The sequence below is a fragment of the Nonomuraea sp. NPDC050783 genome, assembly GCF_040802095.1.
Taxonomy (GTDB): Bacteria; Actinomycetota; Actinomycetes; order Streptosporangiales; family Streptosporangiaceae; genus Nonomuraea.
In genome coordinates this window covers 691,056-709,001 of the sequence record NZ_JBFAHK010000002.1, presented here as the reverse complement: position 1 = coordinate 709,001, position 17,946 = coordinate 691,056, and the positions used below count along the sequence as shown (strand labels likewise).

Annotated in this window: 17 protein-coding genes; 13 read left to right on the top strand and 4 right to left on the bottom strand. The window is 74.3% G+C overall.

What is annotated here, in order from left to right; all coding sequences use genetic code 11:
* Positions 1 to 61: 61 nt before the first annotated feature.
* On the top strand, positions 62 to 1,057 hold the full coding sequence (locus AB0H75_RS08090) for a MerR family transcriptional regulator (RefSeq protein WP_367792289.1): 996 nt from the start codon (positions 62 to 64) through the stop codon (positions 1,055 to 1,057).
* 91 nt (positions 1,058 to 1,148) lie between these two features.
* Complete coding sequence (locus tag AB0H75_RS08085) at positions 1,149 to 1,718, top strand: RNA polymerase sigma factor (protein WP_367792286.1); 570 nt, start codon at positions 1,149 to 1,151, stop codon at positions 1,716 to 1,718.
* Positions 1,719 to 1,725: 7 nt separating this feature from the next.
* Here the strand turns inward: AB0H75_RS08085 and AB0H75_RS08080 are convergent, their stop codons facing one another.
* On the bottom strand, positions 1,726 to 2,421 hold the full coding sequence (locus AB0H75_RS08080) for a TetR/AcrR family transcriptional regulator (RefSeq protein ID WP_367792283.1): 696 nt from the start codon (positions 2,419 to 2,421) through the stop codon (positions 1,726 to 1,728).
* A gap of 76 nt (positions 2,422 to 2,497) precedes the next feature.
* Here AB0H75_RS08080 and AB0H75_RS08075 point away from each other — a divergent pair, with 76 nt between their 5' ends.
* Positions 2,498 to 3,643, top strand: a complete 1,146-nt coding sequence (locus tag AB0H75_RS08075; protein ID WP_367792280.1) for an FAD-dependent monooxygenase — start codon at positions 2,498 to 2,500, stop codon at positions 3,641 to 3,643.
* Between the two features lie 21 nt (positions 3,644 to 3,664).
* Here the strand turns inward: AB0H75_RS08075 and AB0H75_RS08070 are convergent, their stop codons facing one another.
* The gene (locus AB0H75_RS08070; protein WP_367792277.1) at positions 3,665 to 4,129 is read right to left on the bottom strand and encodes a hypothetical protein; all 465 of its coding nucleotides are present in this window, start codon (positions 4,127 to 4,129) and stop codon (positions 3,665 to 3,667) included.
* Positions 4,130 to 4,465: 336 nt separating this feature from the next.
* On the opposite strand from AB0H75_RS08070, the gene AB0H75_RS08065 reads away from it, so the two are divergent.
* The 7 genes from AB0H75_RS08065 to AB0H75_RS08035 all read left to right on the top strand — a co-directional run bounded on the left by AB0H75_RS08065 (position 4,466) and on the right by AB0H75_RS08035 (position 11,089).
* The gene (locus AB0H75_RS08065) at positions 4,466 to 6,901 is read left to right on the top strand and encodes a nitrate- and nitrite sensing domain-containing protein (protein ID WP_367792275.1); all 2,436 of its coding nucleotides are present in this window, start codon (positions 4,466 to 4,468) and stop codon (positions 6,899 to 6,901) included.
* Complete coding sequence (locus AB0H75_RS08060; protein WP_367792273.1) at positions 6,882 to 7,307, top strand: roadblock/LC7 domain-containing protein; 426 nt, start codon at positions 6,882 to 6,884, stop codon at positions 7,305 to 7,307. Before AB0H75_RS08065 ends, AB0H75_RS08060 begins: the two co-directional genes overlap by 20 nt.
* Positions 7,304 to 7,654 carry a DUF742 domain-containing protein gene (locus AB0H75_RS08055; RefSeq protein WP_367792270.1) on the top strand — a complete coding sequence of 117 codons (351 nt, stop codon included), beginning with the start codon at positions 7,304 to 7,306 and terminating at the stop codon, positions 7,652 to 7,654. Before AB0H75_RS08060 ends, AB0H75_RS08055 begins: the two co-directional genes overlap by 4 nt.
* Positions 7,635 to 8,234, top strand: a complete 600-nt coding sequence (locus tag AB0H75_RS08050; protein ID WP_367792267.1) for an ATP/GTP-binding protein — start codon at positions 7,635 to 7,637, stop codon at positions 8,232 to 8,234. The genes AB0H75_RS08055 and AB0H75_RS08050 overlap by 20 nt, the downstream gene beginning before the upstream one ends.
* Positions 8,235 to 8,296: 62 nt before the next feature.
* Positions 8,297 to 9,157 carry an alpha/beta fold hydrolase gene (locus tag AB0H75_RS08045; protein ID WP_367792264.1) on the top strand — a complete coding sequence of 287 codons (861 nt, stop codon included), beginning with the start codon at positions 8,297 to 8,299 and terminating at the stop codon, positions 9,155 to 9,157.
* 73 nt (positions 9,158 to 9,230) lie between these two features.
* Complete coding sequence (locus tag AB0H75_RS08040) at positions 9,231 to 10,604, top strand: GntP family permease (RefSeq protein ID WP_367792261.1); 1,374 nt, start codon at positions 9,231 to 9,233, stop codon at positions 10,602 to 10,604.
* Positions 10,605 to 10,669: 65 nt separating this feature from the next.
* Positions 10,670 to 11,089: a CoA-binding protein gene (locus tag AB0H75_RS08035; protein WP_367792258.1), complete on the top strand. Its 420-nt coding sequence runs from the start codon at positions 10,670 to 10,672 to the stop codon at positions 11,087 to 11,089.
* Positions 11,090 to 11,142: 53 nt separating this feature from the next.
* Here the strand turns inward: AB0H75_RS08035 and AB0H75_RS08030 are convergent, their stop codons facing one another.
* Positions 11,143 to 13,155, bottom strand: coding sequence for an FHA domain-containing protein (locus AB0H75_RS08030; RefSeq protein ID WP_367792255.1), 2,013 nt, complete (start codon positions 13,153 to 13,155; stop codon positions 11,143 to 11,145).
* Positions 13,156 to 13,312: 157 nt separating this feature from the next.
* On the opposite strand from AB0H75_RS08030, the gene AB0H75_RS08025 reads away from it, so the two are divergent.
* A complete protein-coding gene (locus AB0H75_RS08025; protein WP_367792252.1) occupies positions 13,313 to 13,444 on the top strand; it encodes a hypothetical protein in 132 nt (43 codons plus the stop codon).
* A 9-nt stretch (positions 13,445 to 13,453) separates the two neighbouring features.
* Here AB0H75_RS08025 and AB0H75_RS08020 read toward each other — a convergent pair whose 3' ends face one another.
* On the bottom strand, positions 13,454 to 14,059 hold the full coding sequence (locus tag AB0H75_RS08020; RefSeq protein ID WP_367792250.1) for a hypothetical protein: 606 nt from the start codon (positions 14,057 to 14,059) through the stop codon (positions 13,454 to 13,456).
* Between the two features lie 174 nt (positions 14,060 to 14,233).
* On the opposite strand from AB0H75_RS08020, the gene AB0H75_RS08015 reads away from it, so the two are divergent.
* Positions 14,234 to 14,989, top strand: coding sequence for a GntR family transcriptional regulator (locus AB0H75_RS08015; protein WP_367792247.1), 756 nt, complete (start codon positions 14,234 to 14,236; stop codon positions 14,987 to 14,989).
* 61 nt (positions 14,990 to 15,050) lie between these two features.
* Entirely contained in the window at positions 15,051 to 17,945 is a 2,895-nt protein-coding gene (locus tag AB0H75_RS08010; RefSeq protein ID WP_367792244.1) for an FAD-binding and (Fe-S)-binding domain-containing protein, read from the top strand.
* Position 17,946: the final 1 nt, after the last annotated feature.

The following is a 17,946-nucleotide window of genomic DNA, read 5'->3' as shown; positions in this document are numbered from 1 at the left end:
CACGGGAGTGCCGGAAAACGGTCCGGACCAGGGGAGCCACCACGGGAGCGGGGACACGGCGGTGAGTGAGGAAGAGGCCGGGTACGGCATCGGGGCCGTCTCGCGGCTGCTCGGCGTGCCGGCGCCGACGTTGCGTACCTGGAATCTGCGCTACGGTCTGGGCCCGAGCCGCCGCAGCGCGGGCGGTCACCGCCGTTACGACGCCGCCGACCTGCGGCGCCTGCGGGAGATGAAACGCCTGATCGCCGAGGGCCTGCCCCCGGCGGAGGCCGCCCGGCTCGCCCTCGCCGCCCCCCACCCGGCCCTTCCCGCCCCCCCGGCGGCCGAGCCCGCGCCGGCGTCCGAGGAGCGCGAGGGCCCAGAGGGACGCGACGGCGCGGAGAGGCACGAGGGCGCGGAGAGGCGCGACGGCGCGGAGAGGCGCGACGGCGCGGAGAGGCGCGGGCCGGGGGGTTCCAGTGCGTCCGCGCTCGCCAGGGCCGCGTTCGCGCTCGACAGCCACGCCGTCACCGGGCTGCTGGAGTCCGCGCTGGCGGCGCACGGCGTCCAGCGGACGTGGGAGCGCCTGGTCCTGCCCGCCTTCGACGCCGTCTGCCGCCGCCAGGACGGCAGCGGCGCGGGCATCGACGTCGAGCACCTGCTCTCCGACCGCGTTCACGCGGCCCTGCACCGGCACGCCCTCCAGCACGCCCCCGGCCCCGGCGGGCGCCGCCCGGTGCTGCTGGCCTGCGCCGAGGAGGAGCAGCACACCCTGCCGGTGCACGCGCTGTCCGCCGCGCTGGCCGAGGAGGGCGTGGAGACCCGCGTCCTCGGCGCCCGCACGCCCTACGCCGCGCTGGCGCACGCGATGCGCCGCCTGCACCCGGTGGCGGTGTTCGTGTGGTCGCAGCAGGAGGCCACGGGCGCGACCGCGCCGCTCGCCACCCTGCCGAGGCTGCGCCCCGCCGCCGGCCTGATCGTGGGCGGCCGAGGCTGGCAGGACGCTCTTCCACCGGGCGTGATCAGGGTAGATACCTTCCGCGAGGCGCTGTCCCAAATCCGGCGGACCTTGCCTTGAGCATGTCTTGCCCCCGATGGCGTTGTCCTGTCCCACCCCATCCGCTATGAATAGGTTTTGAATAAGTTTTTCCAAGAGGGCGGGACGAGCCATGGGGAAGACGCCGACGACCAGCCACCAGACGGCCCCAGATGGGGAGACGCTGGACGGGGAGACGCTGGACGGAGAGACGCTGGACGGAGAGACGCTGAGCGACAGCTACCGCGCGCACGCCCCGGCTCTCCGCTCCTACCTGCGGCGCTTCATCTCACCCCAGGACGTGGAGGACCTGCTGCAGGTCGTCTTCGCCGACGCCTGGCGCTCCCGCGAGCGCTACGACCCGGCCAGGAGCCAGGCCGCCTGGCTCTACGTGATCGCCCACCGCCGCGCCGTGGACCACCTCCGCGCCCGCCGCCCGTCCACGGTCCCGCTGGACGCCGCGGCCGAGGCCGCCGCGCCCGCCCAGCGCCCGGTGGACGACGAGCTGGCCGACCGGGACCGGGTCCGCCGCGCCCTGGCCGAGCTGTCCCACGCCCAGCGCGAGGTCATCGAGCTCGCCTACTACGGCGAGCTGACCCAGCAGGAGATCGCCGAACGGCTGCGCGTGCCCCTGGGCACGGTCAAGGCCCGGACCTCCCGCGGCCTCCACAAGTTGTCGGCCCTGCTCTCCGAGGCCGCCTGACCGCGCGCTACTCCCCCTCCCCCCGGACGGCCGTGTAGCGGCGCAGGTCGTCGGGGGTGGAGCGGGAGCCGGGCAACGCGGCGGCCCGGTCGGCCCGACCGGCCCGACCGGCACCGTCAGCCCCGCCGGCCCGGTCGGCGCGCAGGCCGTCGAGGACGATCTCGATGACGCGGGGCATCCCCTGCCCGCCCGGCAGCCCCGGCGGCGCGTAGACGTGCAACGTCATGATCAGGGCGAGATCGACGGGGCCGACGTCGGGACGCAGGGCACCGTCGGCCTGAGCCTGCCCGATCAGCGCGAGCAGCCCGGACGCCACCCGCTCCCGCACCGCCTGCTGCTCCTCGCCGCCGCGGATGCGCTGGTGCAGGACGGGGTCGAGCTTGGCCGACAGCTCCCCCAGGCGCAGCTCGGTGCAGGAGCGCAGGAAGCGGCACAGCGCGTGCCAGGCGTCGGGCTCCTCGCGGCGGGCGGTCTCGACCAGGTCGGCCATGCGGCGCAGCCCGGCCTCGCTGACGCCGCGCAGCAGCGCTTCCCGGTCGGGGAAGCGCCGGTAGAGCGTGCCGATGCCGACGCCGGCCCGCCGGGCCACCTCCTCCAGCGCCACGTCGAGGCCCTGCTCCAGGAACAGCTCGTGGGCGGCGGTGAGGATCAGGTCCCGGTTGCGGCGGGCGTCCGCGCGCAGCTCCTGCTTTTTCTCGGCCATCTGGACGATTTTCCTCCACTTGAGGTACCGTCGCAAACAAGCGGAGGAAATTCATCCATTTACCGAGGAGACGGGCATGAGCGAGCGATCGGCACTGATCTCCGGGGCGGGCGTCGGCGGCCCCGTCCTGGCCTACTGGCTGGCCCGGCACGGCTTCCGGGTGACGGTCGTCGAGCGCGCCGGCGCGCCGCGCTCCAGCGGCAACCCGGTGGACGTCAGGGGCCCGGCCATGGACGTCGTCACCCGCATGGGCGTCCTGCCGCGCCTGCGCCGGGCCGCCACCGGCAACACCGGGCTCGCCTTCGTCGACGCGGCGGGCCGCCGGGTGGCCCGCGTGGACCTGGCCGCCGCGCGCCGCGGCGAGGAGATCGAGCTGCCCCGCGGCGACCTCGCCGCGATCCTGTACGAGGCGGCCCGCGAGCACGCCGAGTTCGTCTTCGACGACAGCATGACGGCCCTCGCGCAGGACGGGCACGGGGTCGAGGTGACCTTCGAGCGGGCCGCGCCCCGCCGCTTCGACCTGGTGGTCGGGGCCGACGGCCTGCACTCCGTGACGCGGCGGCTGGCGTTCGGGCAGGAGAGCGGGCTGGTGCGGCACATGGGCCTGTACGTCGCCACCACCCCGCTGGGCGGCGGGCCCGGCGCGGGCCGGGACGTGGTCATGCACAACGCGCCGGGCCGGGCGGTCGCGGTCTGCCCCACGCCCGCCGGCGACCTGGCCTTCTTCCTCTACCGCGCCCCGGCCGAGCCGGGCTTCGACCACCGCGACGCCGGGCAGCACCAGCGGATGCTGGCCGCGGCGTTCGCGGGGGTGGGCTGGCGGGCGCCGGAGCTGCTGGAGCGGGCGCGGGCCGCCGGCGACCTCTACTTCGACTCGGTGAGCCAGGTGCGGATGCCCCGCTGGTGGGCGGGCCGGGTGGCGCTGCTCGGGGACGCCGCGTCGTGCGTGTCGCTGTTCGGGGACGGCTCGACGCTGGCCGTGGCGGGGGCGTACACGCTGGCGCGCGAGCTGGCCGCCACGCCCGGCGACCCCCAGGCCGCCTTCCGCCGCTACGAGAGCGCGCACCGCCGGCTGGTCGATCCCAAGCAGGCCGGCGTCGCCACCGCCGCGGCCCTCCTGGCGCCCGCGACGCGGGCCGGGATCGCGGCACGCAACCTCGCCGCCCGCGCCTGGCCGCTCGTCTCGGCCGCCGCCACCCGGCTCCGCCCCCGCCCGGCCTGACCGGCCTGACCTGCGGGGGGCTCAGGCGGGCAGGCCGTTGCCCACGAACGCCTTGTAGTGGACGGGCGTGCGCGAGCCGGTGCTCAGGCAGACCCAGAAGTCGCCCGGCATCCACTTGTTGGGCGCCTGCACGGAGGTGACGAAGAAGTCCGTGTGCTCGGTCTGGACGACCTCGGCGTCGGCGAAGAAGTCGTCCGCCGGGTCGGCCCGCCGGAGCTGCCAGTCCACGGCCACCCCGACGGGCACGCCGAACTCGTTGAGGGTGAACGCGGTGCCGCTGCCGGCGACGGCGTCGGCGGCCTCGGCCGCGAACGGCCCCGCGCACGCGAGGCTGCCCTTCGCCAGGTCGCCCTGGGCGGCCATCTGGGTGATGGTGGCGCCGCCGGCGGCCGGCGGCGCCAGGGCGAGCCCGGCGGTGAGGGCGGCGGCGAGCCCCGCTCCGGCGAACGCGAGCCGGCGGCCCCCGCGGGTGATGGTGCTGAACAAGGCGGTCTCCTCGGATCCGGGCACCGGTCCCGATGGCCGGCGCCTCTGCCCGGGAGGCGTGACATCCCGTTCCGGGACGTTCCACGACACGGAACACTGTTCGAAAAAGGGCCTCCATCCATCACTAACGGTGACATGATCACCATGACGAACACGATCGGTGTGTTGACAAAGAGTCAACCCGTCATTCGTCGGGTTTCTTCGCATCCGTACCTTGAAGTACATCTGGCCCATCGGCATAGTGGACGAACCTGTAAAGCGAAAACCCAGTCGTGGCGGGCATCATCGGGGGGCGGTACCGGCTCGCGGCTGCTCGGCGGAATTGGACATGATCGTATGAGCGCGCCCCCTCCGATCCGTGCCAAGCTGCTCAGGATCCTCTTACTTCCGCTGGTGTCGATGGCGGCCCTGTGGGGGTTCATCGCGTACTCCAGCGTCCAGGAGATCATCGACGTCTCGCGGGCGCAGGACCGCTGGGAGGCCATCGGCTCGCCGGTGCAGCAGCTCATCGTCGAGCTGCAACGCGAGCGCCAGCTGTCGGCCGAGGCGCCGCGCAGCACCGCGTCGTACGCGCCGCTCCTCGACCAGCGCCGCAACACCGACGTCAAGGTGGAGCGGCTGCGCGAGATCATCAGCACTCTCGACTCCGACGAGGAGACCCCGGCCCAGGTACGCGCGATGGTGCAGGCCCTCGACGGGCTGCAGTCGCTGCGCGCCTCCGCCGACGGCGGCGTGCTGGCCCCGCCGCTGACCATCATCGAGGCGTACAACAACCTCATCTCGGTGGCCAACCGGCAGTTCAACGACCGCGACGCGCTGAGCGACGTCTCCTCCTTCCGCTCGGTGCGCGGCATGGCGGCGTACGCGGCCTCGGCCGAGTACCTGGGTCGCGAGCACGCCGTGCTCACCACCACCATCGTCCACCGCCGGATGACGCCCACCGACCGGGCCGCGTTCGTGGCCGCGATGAGCGCCCGCCGGCTGGTCTTCGCCAACGCCGAGCGCGACGCCGGCCCCGAGCTGAAGGCCGGCTACGACGCGCTCGTGGCCAGCCCGCAGTACCGGCGGGTGGCGGCCGTCGAGGACGAGCTGTTCACCTTCGACACCGGCGGCGCCCCTCCGGTGTCGGCCGCCGAGTGGAAGGGCGACGCCGAGGCGCTGCTCGGCATGATCAACCGGGGCACCCAGGCCGAGCTGGCCCGCGTCGCCGAGGAGGGGGAGGGGCGGAAGACCGGCGCGTACTGGCGGGTCGGGGTCGTCCTGCTCCTGGGGCTGGCCGCGATCCTGCTGTCGCTGGGGCTGTCGTACCGGTTCGGCCGCTCGCTCATCGGCGAGCTGCGGCGGCTGCAGGCGTCGGCGGTGGAACTGGCCGAGGAGCGGCTGCCCCGCCTGGTGGAGCGGCTGCGCCGCGGCGACGACGTGGACCCCGCCATCGAGGCCCCCGGCCTGGACCCGGCCGACACGGCCGAGGTGGACCGCGTGGTGGACGCCTTCTCCGCGGTGCGCCGCACGGCCGTCGAGGCCGCGGTCGGGCAGGCGACCCTGCGCAAGGGCGTCGGCCAGGTGTTCCTCAACCTGGCCCGGCGCAACCAGGCGCTGCTGCACCGGCAGCTCTCGCTGCTCGACACCATGGAGCGCCGGGTGGACGAGCCCGAGCTCCTGGAGGACCTGTTCAAGCTCGACCACCTGACCACCCGCATGCGGCGGCACGCGGAGAACCTCATCATCCTGTCCGACTCGGTCCCGGCCCGCCGCTGGCGCGACCCGGTGCCGCTGTTCGACGTCGTGCGGGCGGGCGTGCTGGAGGTCGAGGACTACACCAGGGTCACCGTCTCGCCGATGCCGCAGGCCCCGATGCTGGTCGGCGCGGCCGTCACCGACGTGATCCACCTGGTGGCCGAGCTGGTGGAGAACGCCACCGTCTTCTCGCCGCCGGACACCAGCGTGCAGGTCCGCGGCATGACCGCGGCCAACGGCTTCGCGCTGGAGGTCGAGGACCGCGGGCTCGGGCTGAACGAGGCCACGCTGAACGAGCTGAACGCGCGCCTGGCCGAACCGCCCGAGTTCGACCTGGCCGACAGCGACCGGCTCGGGCTGTTCGTGGTGTCCCGGCTGGCGGCCCGGCACGGCATCAAGATCGTGCTGCGGCGGTCGCCGTACGACGGGACGACGGCGATCGTGCTGCTGCCCTCCGGCCTGCTGGCCGGGCCTGAGGGGCCCGCCAAGCCCGTGCCCGCGGGCCGGGCCATGCGGGCGCTCGACACGGGCTCCGGCGGGCCCCAGGTGCCCGAACCGCTCGCCCCCGAGCCCCGCCCGCCGCTCGCCCCCGAGCCCCGCCCGCCGCTCGACGCCGAGGTCCTGAACGGGCACCGGGTGCTCGACGGGCCGGAGGAGCCCGAGCCGTCCGGGCGCGGGACCTGGTTCGAGGCCGCTTCCCCGCCACGAGCGGGCAGCGGCAACGGCAACGGGAACGGCACCAGCAACGGCACCGGCCCGCCCGCCGGGTGGAGCGTCACGGTGCCGCCCCAGGACGCCGACGAGGACCTCGACGGGCTGCCCATGCGGGTCCCGCAGGCCAGCCTCGCCCCTCAGCTCCGTACCGCCCGGCGCACCCCGGCCAACGGCCTGGCCGTGCGCTCGCCGGAGGAGCTCGCACAGCTCATGTCGTCCATGCAGCAGGGCTGGCAGCAAGGACGCCGCCAAGCCGACGAGCAAGGACAAGACGTGTGGAACCGAAAGGACGACCATCCCGATGCCCGACCCCAGAAATGAACTGAGCTGGCTCCTCGACGACCTCACCCAGCGCGTCCCCGGCATCAGGCACGCCATCGTGCTGTCCGCCGACGGGCTGGCCATGGGCGGTTCGCGTGACCTGACCCGGGAGGACGCCGAGCACCTGTCCGCCATCTCCGCCGGCAGCCACAGCCTCGCCATGGGCGCCGGCCGGCACTTCGGCCTGGGCGGCGTACGTCAGACGATCATCGAGATGGAAGGGGGCTTCCTGTTCGTCACGGCCGCGGGCCAGGGAGCCCGGCTGGCGGTGCTCGCCGCGGCCGACGCCGAGCTGGGCATGGTCACCTACGAGATGGCGCTGATGGTCAAGAGGGTCGGCGAGCACCTCTCCGCGCAGCCGAGGGGAGCGGCACCGGCACCCGCCTGGAACGGCGCGAGGCGGTGACCGGCGAGGATCCCGGGCCCCTGATCCGGCTGTTCGGGCTGACAGGGGGCCGGGCGCGCCCGCAGGGCGAGACGTTCGACCTGGTGGCCATCGTCTCGACGGCCGCCGGGTCGCACGAGTTCGCGGAGCTGTTGCCCGAGCACCGCGCCGTGCTGGCGCTGTGCCGCCGGCCGACGCCGGTGGCCGACGTCGCGGCGCACCTCAGGCTGCCGTTGAACATCACCCGGGTGATCCTGGCCGACCTGCGGCGCGAGGGCCTGGTGACCATCTCGCGCCCGCGCCCGGCCGCGCAGACGATCGACGAACGCATCTACAGGGAAGTGCTGCATGGGCTACGCAGCCTCTGAGCCGGGGACGACGGCCGTCGCCCCGGCCTTGGCCATCAAGATCCTCATCGCGGGCGGTTTCGGCGTCGGCAAGACCACCATGGTCGGCACGATCAGCGAGATCCGCCCGCTGCACACCGAGGAGCTGCTGAGCGAGCGCGGCGTCGGGGTGGACGACCTGTCGGGCGTGGAGTCCAAGACCACCACCACCGTGGCGCTGGACTTCGGCCGCATCACCATCCGCGACGGCCTGTGGCTGTACCTGTTCGGGACGCCCGGCCAGGACCGGTTCTGGTTCATGTGGGACGAGCTGGCGCTCGGCGCGCTCGGCGCCGTGGTGCTGGCCGACACCCGCAGGTTGCAGGACTGCTTCCCGGCCGTGGACTACTTCGAGCAGCGCGGCATCCCGTTCGTCGTGGGGGTGAACTGCTTCGACGGGGCCCGCCGCTACGACCCGGCCAAGGTCCGGCGGGCGCTCGGGCTGTCCGGGACGACCCCGATCGTGCTGTGCGACGTGCGGCGGCGCGAGTCGGTCAAGGAGGTGCTGACGACGCTCGTCACGTACGCGGTGAAGGGGCTGCAACCGGCCGAGCGGGCCTGATCCGGGCGGACCTGATCCCCGCGGGCCTGCCCACCGGGCCTCCGTGTGGGTAGGGGCCGCGGATGTTCGACGATTTCGCGACCGACATGATCGACGTGGGCGAGACGGAGCTGTTCGTCCGGCACGGCGGCTCCGGCACGCCGCTCCTGCTCCTGCACGGGCACCCGCGCACGCACGCGACCTGGCACCGCGTCGCTCCCCTCCTGTCCCCCAGCCACTACGTGGTCTGCCCCGACCTGCGCGGTTACGGCCGCTCCGGCAAGCCGGCCACCACCCCCGACCACGCTCCCTACGGCAAGCGCGCCATGGCCCGCGACATGGTGGCCCTCATGCGGGCGCTCGGCCACGACCGCTTCGCCGTGGCCGGGCACGACCGCGGCGCGTACGTCGCCCACCGCCTCGCCGTCGACCACCCCGGCGCCGTGACCCGCCTGGTCGTGATGGACGCGATCCCCGTCGGCGAGGCGCTGGCCCGCGCCGACGCGCGCTTCGCGGCGGCCTGGTGGCACTGGTTCTTCCTCGGCCAGACCGACAAGCCCGCCGAGCGGGTCATCAACGCCGACCCGGACGCCTGGTACCAGGCCACCGCCGAGCAGATGGGCCAGGAGGCGTACGAGGACTACCGCCGCGCCATCCACGACCCGGCCACCGTCCACGCGATGTGCGAGGACTACCGCGCCGGCCTGACCGTGGACCGCGCCGCCGACGACGCCGACCGCGCCGCGGGCCGCCGCGTCACCTGCCCCACCCTGTTCCTGTGGTCCACCAAGGACGACATGGAGGACCTCTACGGCGATCCGCTGGCCATCTGGCGCACCTGGGCCGACGACGTGACCGGCCACCCGATCGACAGCGGCCATCACGTCGCCGAGGAGGCCCCGCGGGAGCTGGCCGCGTCCCTGCTGGAGTTCCTGAAGCCCTGATCCCCGCAGCCGGTCACGCCACTGATCACGCCGCCGGTCATGCCGCCGCCCGCCCCGGGTAGGGAGGATCACCATGCACACGCACGTCCTGATCGCCCAGGGGCAGGCGGCGGTCGCCGGCGACCGGCTCGTCCCGGCCGCGCTCGTCGGCATCGCGCTGATCGTGGTGCTGATCACCTTCCTCAAGGTCAACCCCTTCCTCAGCCTGACCGTGGGGTCGCTCGCGGTCGCGGCGGTGGCCGGGCTGCCCATGGCCGACGCCATCGAGAGCTTCTCCAACGGGTTCGGCGCCACCGCGGCCGGCGTGGGCATCCTCATCGCGCTGGGCGCGATGTTCGGCAAGCTGCTGGCCGACTCCGGCGGGGCCGACGAGATCGTGGACACCATCGTCGGCCGGTCGTCGCCGCGCACGCTGCCGTGGGCCATGGGCGTGGTGGGCGCGCTGATCGGGCTGCCGATGTTCTTCGAGATCGGGCTGGTCCTGCTCATGCCGGTGATCTTCCTGGTGGCCCGCCGCTCGGGGCTGTCGCTGGTGCGCGTCGGCATCCCGGCGCTGGCGGGCCTGTCGGTCATGCACGGCCTGGTGCCGCCGCACCCCGGACCGCTGGTCGCCGTGGACGCGCTCAAGGCCGACCTGGGCCTCACGCTCGGCCTCGGCGTGCTCGTCGCCATCCCGACGCTGATCATCTCCGGCCCGGTCCTCGCCCGCTACGCCGCCCGCTGGGTGGACGCCCCCGCCCCCGAGATGTACGAGACCCGCCCGGCCGCCGAGGGTCAGCGCCGCCCGGGTTTCCCGGTCACCCTCGCCACCGTGCTGCTGCCGGTCGTGCTCATGATGGGCAGGGCCGTGGCCGACATCCTCGCCCCCGAGACCCACCCCGTCCGCGCCGTGCTGGACTTCCTCGGCACGCCGCTGGTCGCGCTGTTCATCGCGGTGGTGGTCGCCATGTTCACGCTGGGGCGCGGCGCCGGGATGGACCGGCAGGCCCTGGCGAAGTCCGTGGAGCAGGCGCTGCCGCCCATCGCCGGGATCCTGCTCATCGTGTCGGCGGGCGGCGGCTTCAAGCAGACCCTCGTGGACACCGGCATCGGCAAGCTGGTCGCCGACTGGGTGCAGAACAGCGGGCTGTCGGTGCTGCTGCTGGCCTGGCTGGTGGCCGTGCTGATCCGGCTGGCCACCGGCTCGGCCACCGTGGCCACGGTCACCGCGTCCGGCATCCTCGCCCCGCTGGTCGGCTCGCTCGACGCCGGGCGGACCTCGCTGCTGGTGCTCGCGATCGGCGCCGGGTCGGTGTTCTTCTCGCACGTCAACGACGCCGGGTTCTGGCTGGTCAAGGAGTACTTCGGGCTGTCGGTCGGCCAGACCGTCAGGAGCTGGTCGCTGATGGAGACGGTCCTGTCGGTCTGCGGCCTGCTCCTCACCCTGGCGCTCAGCGCCTTCCTGTAGGGGGCGCGGGCGCGTACTTCTGCACAGGGGGAAATTCCCGGCCCGGCCGCCGCGTTGCCCCGGGCATGAGCAATGCTTTCGCTGACGAGAACGTCATCCGCCGGCTCCTGTCCGAGACCCGCACCTGGGCCTTCGTCGGGCTGTCGGACAACCCCGAGCGCACGGCGTACGACCAGGCGGGCCTGCTCAAGGCGCGCGGCAAGCGGATCGTTCCCGTCCACCCGGCCGCCGAGAGCGTGCTCGGCGAGCCGGGGTACGCCTCCCTCGCCGAGGTGCCGGGCGAGGTGGACGTCGTCGCGGTCTACCGCCGCGCCGAGCACGCGGGACAGGTCGTGGACGAGGCCATCGCGATCGGCGCCGGAGCGGTGTGGCTGCCGCTCGGCGTCGTCGACGAGGCGGCGGCCCGGCGGGCACTGGACGCCGGGCTCGACGTCGTGATGGACCGCTGTCCCGGCGTCGAGTGGGCCCTGCGCCGCACGGCCTGACCGGCCTGACCGGCCCGCCCGATCTGACCGGCCCGCCCGGGCCGGTCAGGGGGTCACACCATCTGGCCGCTCGGGCCCCGGCGGATCGCCCTGGTGCGCTGCTGCCGGTCGTCGGCGGGCGGCGGAGCCGGGACGGACACCAGCACGTCCGCCGGGTCCTGCCGGTAGAAGATGTCGATGTCCACCTCCTCGCCGCCCATGACCAGCGTGTCCCACGCCCCGCCGGCCAGGAAGGCACGCAGCGTCTCGGGCCGCAGGCCGCCCAGGTGGGCGCGGAGCGTCGCGTCGTCCGGCAGGCCGGGGATGCGCGGGGCCAGCCGGTCGCGGATCTGCCGCAGCCGGTCCACGAACGCGTCCAGGTCGGCGTCCCTGGCGCTCTCCCCGGCCCTCTCGCCGGTTCTCTCGCCGGTTCTCTCTCTGGCGCTCTCCCCCGCCTTCTCCCCCGCTCCGGCGGAGCCGGCGATGCCCTCCGCGATCAGGTCCTTGATGGCCCGGGTGACGCCGTGCCCGTCCGTGGCCACCATCGCCTTCCAGGCGCGGCTCTTGTGCCGGTACTGGAGCATCGACATGGCGGCCTCGTGGCGGATGAAGTCCGCGTCGCGGAACGGCCGGCCGCGCCAGCTCTGGCTGAGGGTGCGCGCCAGCGAGATGGCCGAGGCCAGGCCGCTGTTGAGGCCGCGCCCCGGCCAGAAGTGGATGGCGTTGGCGGCGTCGCCGAGCAGGAACCCGTACGTGCCGGGCGTGGCCGAGGTCGGCGGGTGGAGCTGGGCAGTGAAGCGCGGCCGCTGCACCATATCGAGCCGGAACGCGGTCACCGCGCTCAGGTTCTCCTCCGTCACGCCGAAGAAGCGCAGCCCCTCCAGCACCCGCCCCCACAGCGGCGAGCCCTTGACCAGCGCGGGCAGGAACAACGTGCCGTGGGTGGAGCAGTGGAACTCGCCGTGCTCGGTCCGGTCCATCAGGCACGGGCTGGCGGCGACGCACTGCTCGAAGACGTGCCGGACCGGGTCGATGCCGATGACCTCCCTGGCCTCCTCGTCGGTCAGGCGCATGTTGAGGAAGCCCTCGCCGCGCAGCGCGTTCAGCAGGAAGCGGTTCTGGGCCACGGTGAGCAGCACCGTCATCGGGTCGGCCAGGTCGGACCTGACCCGCAGGCCCAGCACGACGTCCCGCAGGTGGTGGCCGTCGAGCGAGTAGATCGAGGTGTCGGCGTTGCCGAACTTGGCGGCGAAGTGCTCGCGGGTGCGCGAGCGCCCGCCCTCGCAGATCGCCAGCACATGGTCCCGGGCGGCGGCCTCGCCGTGCTCGGCGGGCGAGAAGCGCTCGGGGACCAGGCGGATCCGGCCGGGACGCTCGCGGGCCAGCTCCAGCAGCGTGTCCTCGATGTAGGCGATGCGGATGTTGCGCGGGCCCTGGCCGCGGATGGAGTCGGGGCCGGTCGGCCACATCTCGGTGAACGCGCCGGGCGCGAACAGCCGGGCCTGCGCCTTCTCGGGCAGGTTCAGGTACTGGCGGCTCTGGACGGTGACGACCTGCTGCCGCCGGACGTTGCCCTCCGCCTTGCCCTTCCACACGACCCGGTCGCCGTCGCGCCGCCAGCGGCCGTCGTAGACGGTGATCGCGACGCGCTCGCCCATGAGCTGGTCGAGGAGCAGGGCGAGGCTCAGCCCGACCGGGCCGCCGCCGCTGATCGTCACGCGCAGCACCTGCCCAGGGTCCACCCGCCGGGCGACGGCCCGCAGCAGCGTCGCGTCCATGATCGTGTCGGTGTCGTCGGCCGCGGTCTCGAAGCCGAAGACCTCGTCGCCGATGGTGATCTGGTCGCCGGGCCGGAGCACGTGGGTGGCGACGCGGGCGCCGTTCACCAGGGTGCCGTTGCGGCTGCCCAGGTCGTGCAGGACGTAGCGGCCCGCCTCCGGCCGCACCTCGGCGTGCGCGCGCGAGGCGCGGCCGGAGGCGATCACCACGTCGCTGTCGCTGCGGCGGCCGAACGTCATCGGCCGCTCATCGAGCGGGAACCGTCTTCCGGACAGAGGACCCTCACGTCCCACGATCACCGGCGGCATAGGTCACTCCCATTTCCCTGCCATCGAGCTGAAGAATGCGCCGCTACATCGTGGGACGGCTCGCGCGGATTTACCGCTCAAAATTACTCAGATAAGAGACTTTTCGTTGTGACGAGGGGTATGTCCGGTTCTGGATATTCGGGAGGGGTGCAGCACCATGGCCGTCTCACGCCGATCCACGGCCGTCCGGGCCTGCCTGGCCCTGGCGAGCCTGCCCGGGCCGTCACCGGCCTCGAACAACGACGCGGCCGACCAGAGCCGCAGGCGCCGCCGCCGCAGGCGCCGGTGAGCCGCCCGGTCACTTCCAGGGAAGCCGGTGCCCCCTGAACACGGGATGCCTGGTCTCCCAGTACTTCCAGCCTTCGATGCGAGCCGGCACGTTGGCGATGCCCGTGGCGATCTTGACGTGCCGGCACGTGCTCAGCACGGACCACGCCGACCAGCCGATGCGGTAGCCGAAGACCCGGTACCACATGTTGCCGTACATGCCCTTGCTGATCTCCCGGGTGTACTCGTGCCCGGAGAAGACCATGTGCCGCTCCTCCAGGTGCGGGATGCCGTTCTTGCGCAGCGCGCGGATCACGTCGCCGGGGGTGATGACGGAGGTGGTCTCCACCCGCTCGCGCTCCGTCTCCAGGAACGCGAGCACCTCGTGCTCCCGGGTCACGCTGACCGTCATCGAGCCGCCGGGGCCGTCGGTGAAGCGGGTGCGGGGCAGGAAGAAGTTGCGCGGCGAGACGTGCCCGCGCTTGTAGAAGATCCGCGGCGTGCAGCCACCGTGGTGGTCACCGTGGTGGCGGTCGCCGTGGTGGTCGCCGTCGTGCCGGCCGTTCGCGCTCGCCGCGGGTGCCAGGGCGGCGGCCAGGACGACCGCGAGCGGGCCGCAGACGGCGGTTCTCCGCATTCCGCGACGAAGTTTAATGGGCACGAACATGTACCGTCCTTTCCGAAATACCTGCCGGACGATCGTCGCAGGACGCCCGAATCACACCCCATCGCCACACCGCACCTGAATTTCCCCTACCAGGAAAGAATTGGTGAAGAACGCGTGACGGAACCGCGCGGGTACCATGCCACCATGCCGCCCGCCCGCGAACCCGCCGAGCTGAAGCTGCAGCCGCTGCCGCAGGCGGGCCGGTCGCTGGCCGAGCAGGTGATCTCGGAGGTGCGCCGGGCGGTGCACACCGGCGCGATGGTCCCCGGCCGGCTCTACTCCGTCTATCAGGTCGCCGAGCAGCTCAACGTCTCCAGGAGCCCGGTGCGCGAGGCCATGCTGCGCCTGGCCGACGCCGGGCTGGTGCAGGTCGAGCGCAACCGCGGCTTCCGGATCGTGCTGCCGCACCCCCGCGAGATCGTGGAGATCTTCGGGGTGCGGCTGGCGCTGGAGCCGCCCGCCGCGCGGCGCGCCGCCGCGACCGGCCCCGCCGGGCTGGGCGAGGCGCTGCGGGCCACGATGGCGGAGATGGCGGCGGCGGTCCGCGCCGGCGACGAGAGCCTGTTCTTCCACCTCGACCAGGCGCTGCACGACCGCATCCTGGCCGCCGCGGGCAACGGCCGGGCCCGCGCCATCGTGGGCGGCCTGCGCGACACCATGCGCATCCTCGGCACCTCCACCGACGACGCCTCGCGCACGCTGCGGCAGGTGCACGAGGAGCACGAGCCGATCGTGGCGGCGGTCGCGGCGGGCGACGCCGGGGGCGCGGCGCGGGCGATGCGCGCCCACCTGACCGGCACCGGGCTCATCCTGGCCCGGCAGGCGGCCCGGGCGCAGGGCGAGCCGGTGGACGTCGAGGCGCTGTGGGCCGCGGTGGTCGAGGAGCCCCCGGCCGGCTGACCCCGCCGGGCCGGTCGCGGGCGGCTGGCCTGGCCCCAAAGTCGCATGTAACATGCTACACATGGACCGGGCAGCCGCTCTCGCCCGCGACCTCCGCCGGCGCGGGGTCGCCGACGTGCTGACCGACTCCACCACGCGCTCCGTCCACTCCTCCGACGCCTCCCTCTACCGGGTGCCGCCGCTGCTGGTGGCCCGGCCGCGCTCCGCCGAGGACGTTCAGGCGGCCGTCGAGCTGTGCGCGCGGCACGGCGTCCCGCTGACCGCCCGCGGCGCCGGCACCTCGATCGCCGGCAACGCGGTCGGCCCCGGCCTGGTGCTCGACTTCAGCCGCCACATGAACCGGGTGCTGGAGCTCGACCCCGAGGCCCGCACCGCGACGGTCCAGCCCGGCCTGGTGCAGGCGGCGCTGCAACGCGCGGCGGCCCCGTACGGGCTGCGCTTCGGCCCCGACCCCTCCAGCCACACCCGCTGCACCATCGGCGGGATGATCGGCAACAACGCCTGCGGCTCCCGCGCGCTCGGCTACGGCCGCACCAGCGACAACGTCGCCGGGCTGAAGGCCGTGGCCGGCGACGGCACGCCGCTGGACCTGCCCCGGCAGCCCGGCCCGCCCGCGCTGCGCGAGCTGGCGCTGGCCAACCTGGCCACGATCCGCACCCGGTTCGGCAGGTTCGGCCGGCAGGTGTCCGGCTACGCGCTGGAGCACCTGCTGCCCGAGAACGGCTTCGACGTGGCCAGGCTGCTGGTCGGCAGCGAGGGCACCCTCGCCGTGCTGACCGAGGCGACCGTGAAGCTGGTCGCCGATCCGGCGCACCGCGTGCTGGTGGTGCTCGGCTACGGCGACATCGCCGAGGCCGGCGACGCCGCGCCCGGCCTGCTGGAGCACCGGCCCACCGCGTGCGAGGGCCTCGACGCCCGCATCGTGGACGTGGTACGCGCCCGCCGCGGCCCCTCGGCGGTGCCGCCGCTGCCCGGCGGTGCCGCCTGGCTGTTCGCCGAGGTCGCCGGCGACGACCCGGCCGAGGTGCGGGAGCGGGCCGCCCGGCTGGCCGCCGGGCACGCCGGCGCGCTCGTCGTCACCGACCCGGCCCAGGCCGCGGCGCTCTGGCGGATCAGGGAGGACGGCGCGGGCCTGTCCGGCCGCAGCCCCGCCGGGCGGCCGGCGCACGCGGGCTGGGAGGACGCCGCGGTGCCGCCCGCCGTGCTCGGCCGCTACCTGCGCGACTTCGAGGAGCTGCTGGCCGGGTACGAGCTGAGCGGCCTGCCGTACGGGCACTTCGGCGACGGCTGCCTGCACATCAGGATCGACCTGCCGCTGGAGCGGCCGGGCGGGCGCAAGGTCTTCCGCGAGTTCCTGCTCGCCGCGGCGCGGCTGGTGGCCGGGTACGGCGGCTCGCTGTCCGGCGAGCACGGCGACGGCCGGGCCCGCGGCGAGCTGCTGCCGCTCATGTACCCGGAAGCGGCGATCGACCTGTTCGCGCAGGTCAAGGGCATCTTCGATCCCGGTGACACGCTCAACCCCGGCGTGCTGGTGCGGCCCCGTCCGTTCGACGCCGACCTGCGCGTCCCGGCCGCCCGCCCGGCCCCGGGCCGGCTCGCCCTGGCCTACCGGCACGACGGCGGCGACTTCGGCCAGGCCGTGCACCGCTGCACCGGCGTGGGCAAGTGCCGCGCCGACAACACCGCGACCGGCGGCGTCATGTGCCCCTCCTACCTGGCCACGAAGGAGGAGAAGGACTCCACGCGGGGCCGCGCGCGGGCGTTGCAGGAGATGCTCAACGGCGGCCTGGTCGCGGGCGGCTGGCGCTCGCCCGAGGTGCACGAGGCCCTGGAGCTGTGCCTGGCGTGCAAGGGCTGCGCCTCCGACTGCCCGACCGGCGTGGACATGGCGGCGTACAAGGCCGAGGTGCTGCACCAGAGCTATCGCGGCCGGCCGCGACCGGCCGCGCACTACGCGCTGGGCCGGCTGCCGCTGTGGGCGCGGCTGGCGTCCCGGATGCCGGGCGCGGTCCACGCGGTCAACACGGTCCTGCGCGTGCCCGCGCTGCGGCGCCCCGCGCTGGCGCTGGCCGGGGTGGACGCGCGCCGCACGCTGCCCGCGTTCGCGCCGCGCACCTTCCGCTCCTGGTTCGCCCGGAGGCCGCGGCCGGCGGGGGGCCGGCCGGTGCTGCTGTTCGTGGACACCTTCACCGACCACTTCGCGCCCGAGGTCGGGCGGGCCGCCGTCGCCGTGCTGGAGGCGGCCGGTTACGCGCCGCGCCTCACCGCGCGCCGCGGCTGCTGCGCGCTGACCTGGATCTCGACCGGCCAGCTCGACCAGGCCAGGCGCATCCTCGGCCGCACGGTCCGCGACCTGTCCGCAGCGAGCACGACCCTGGCCGGCGCGGGCGCGGCTCCGGCCGGGGAGAGCACGGCCCTGGCCGGCGCGGGCGCGGCTCCGGTCGAGACGGGCGCGACCCCGGCCGGCGGGGAGGGCGTGCCGATCGTCGGCCTGGAGCCGTCCTGCACGGCGGTCCTGCGCTCGGACGCGCTGGAGCTGCTGGACGAGGCGGTGGCCGCGCCGGTCGCCCGCGCCACCAGGACCCTGGCCGAGCTGCTGGCCGAGACCCCCGGCTGGCGGCCGCCGCCGCTGGAGGGCCTGGAGGTGGTCGCCCAGCCGCACTGCCACCACCACGCCGTCATGAGCTGGGAGCCGGACCTGCGCCTGCTGCGGCAGGCCGGCGCGCGGGTGCGCAGGCTCGGCGGCTGCTGCGGCCTGGCCGGCAACTTCGGCGTCGAGAAGGGCCACTACGAGGTGTCGGTGGCGGTCGCCGGGCAGCAGCTCCTGCCGGCGCTGCGGGAGGCCGGCCCTGACGTGCCCGTGCTCGCCGACGGCTTCTCCTGCCGGACGCAGATCGCCGACCTGTCCCCCAGGCGCGGCGTGCACCTGGCCCAGCTCCTCGCGGAAAGGATCTGAT

Excerpts from the sequence above, each read along its gene's own strand:
- AB0H75_RS08010 (WP_367792244.1), top strand. The coding sequence starts at position 15,051 with ATGGACCGGGCAGCCGCTCTCGCCCGCGACCTCCGCCGGCGCGGGGTC.
- AB0H75_RS08020 (WP_367792250.1), bottom strand. The coding sequence starts at position 14,059 with ATGCGGAGAACCGCCGTCTGCGGCCCGCTCGCGGTCGTCCTGGCCGCC.
- AB0H75_RS08065 (WP_367792275.1), top strand. The coding sequence starts at position 4,466 with ATGAGCGCGCCCCCTCCGATCCGTGCCAAGCTGCTCAGGATCCTCTTA.
- AB0H75_RS08045 (WP_367792264.1), top strand. The coding sequence starts at position 8,297 with ATGTTCGACGATTTCGCGACCGACATGATCGACGTGGGCGAGACGGAG.
- AB0H75_RS08030 (WP_367792255.1), bottom strand. The coding sequence starts at position 13,155 with ATGCCGCCGGTGATCGTGGGACGTGAGGGTCCTCTGTCCGGAAGACGG.
- AB0H75_RS08085 (WP_367792286.1), top strand. The coding sequence starts at position 1,149 with ATGGGGAAGACGCCGACGACCAGCCACCAGACGGCCCCAGATGGGGAG.
- AB0H75_RS08050 (WP_367792267.1), top strand. The coding sequence starts at position 7,635 with ATGGGCTACGCAGCCTCTGAGCCGGGGACGACGGCCGTCGCCCCGGCC.
- AB0H75_RS08075 (WP_367792280.1), top strand. The coding sequence starts at position 2,498 with ATGAGCGAGCGATCGGCACTGATCTCCGGGGCGGGCGTCGGCGGCCCC.
- AB0H75_RS08015 (WP_367792247.1), top strand. The coding sequence starts at position 14,234 with ATGCCGCCCGCCCGCGAACCCGCCGAGCTGAAGCTGCAGCCGCTGCCG.
- AB0H75_RS08040 (WP_367792261.1), top strand. The coding sequence starts at position 9,231 with ATGCACACGCACGTCCTGATCGCCCAGGGGCAGGCGGCGGTCGCCGGC.
- AB0H75_RS08025 (WP_367792252.1), top strand. The coding sequence starts at position 13,313 with ATGGCCGTCTCACGCCGATCCACGGCCGTCCGGGCCTGCCTGGCCCTG.
- AB0H75_RS08080 (WP_367792283.1), bottom strand. The coding sequence starts at position 2,421 with ATGGCCGAGAAAAAGCAGGAGCTGCGCGCGGACGCCCGCCGCAACCGG.
- AB0H75_RS08035 (WP_367792258.1), top strand. The coding sequence starts at position 10,670 with ATGAGCAATGCTTTCGCTGACGAGAACGTCATCCGCCGGCTCCTGTCC.
- AB0H75_RS08060 (WP_367792273.1), top strand. The coding sequence starts at position 6,882 with ATGCCCGACCCCAGAAATGAACTGAGCTGGCTCCTCGACGACCTCACC.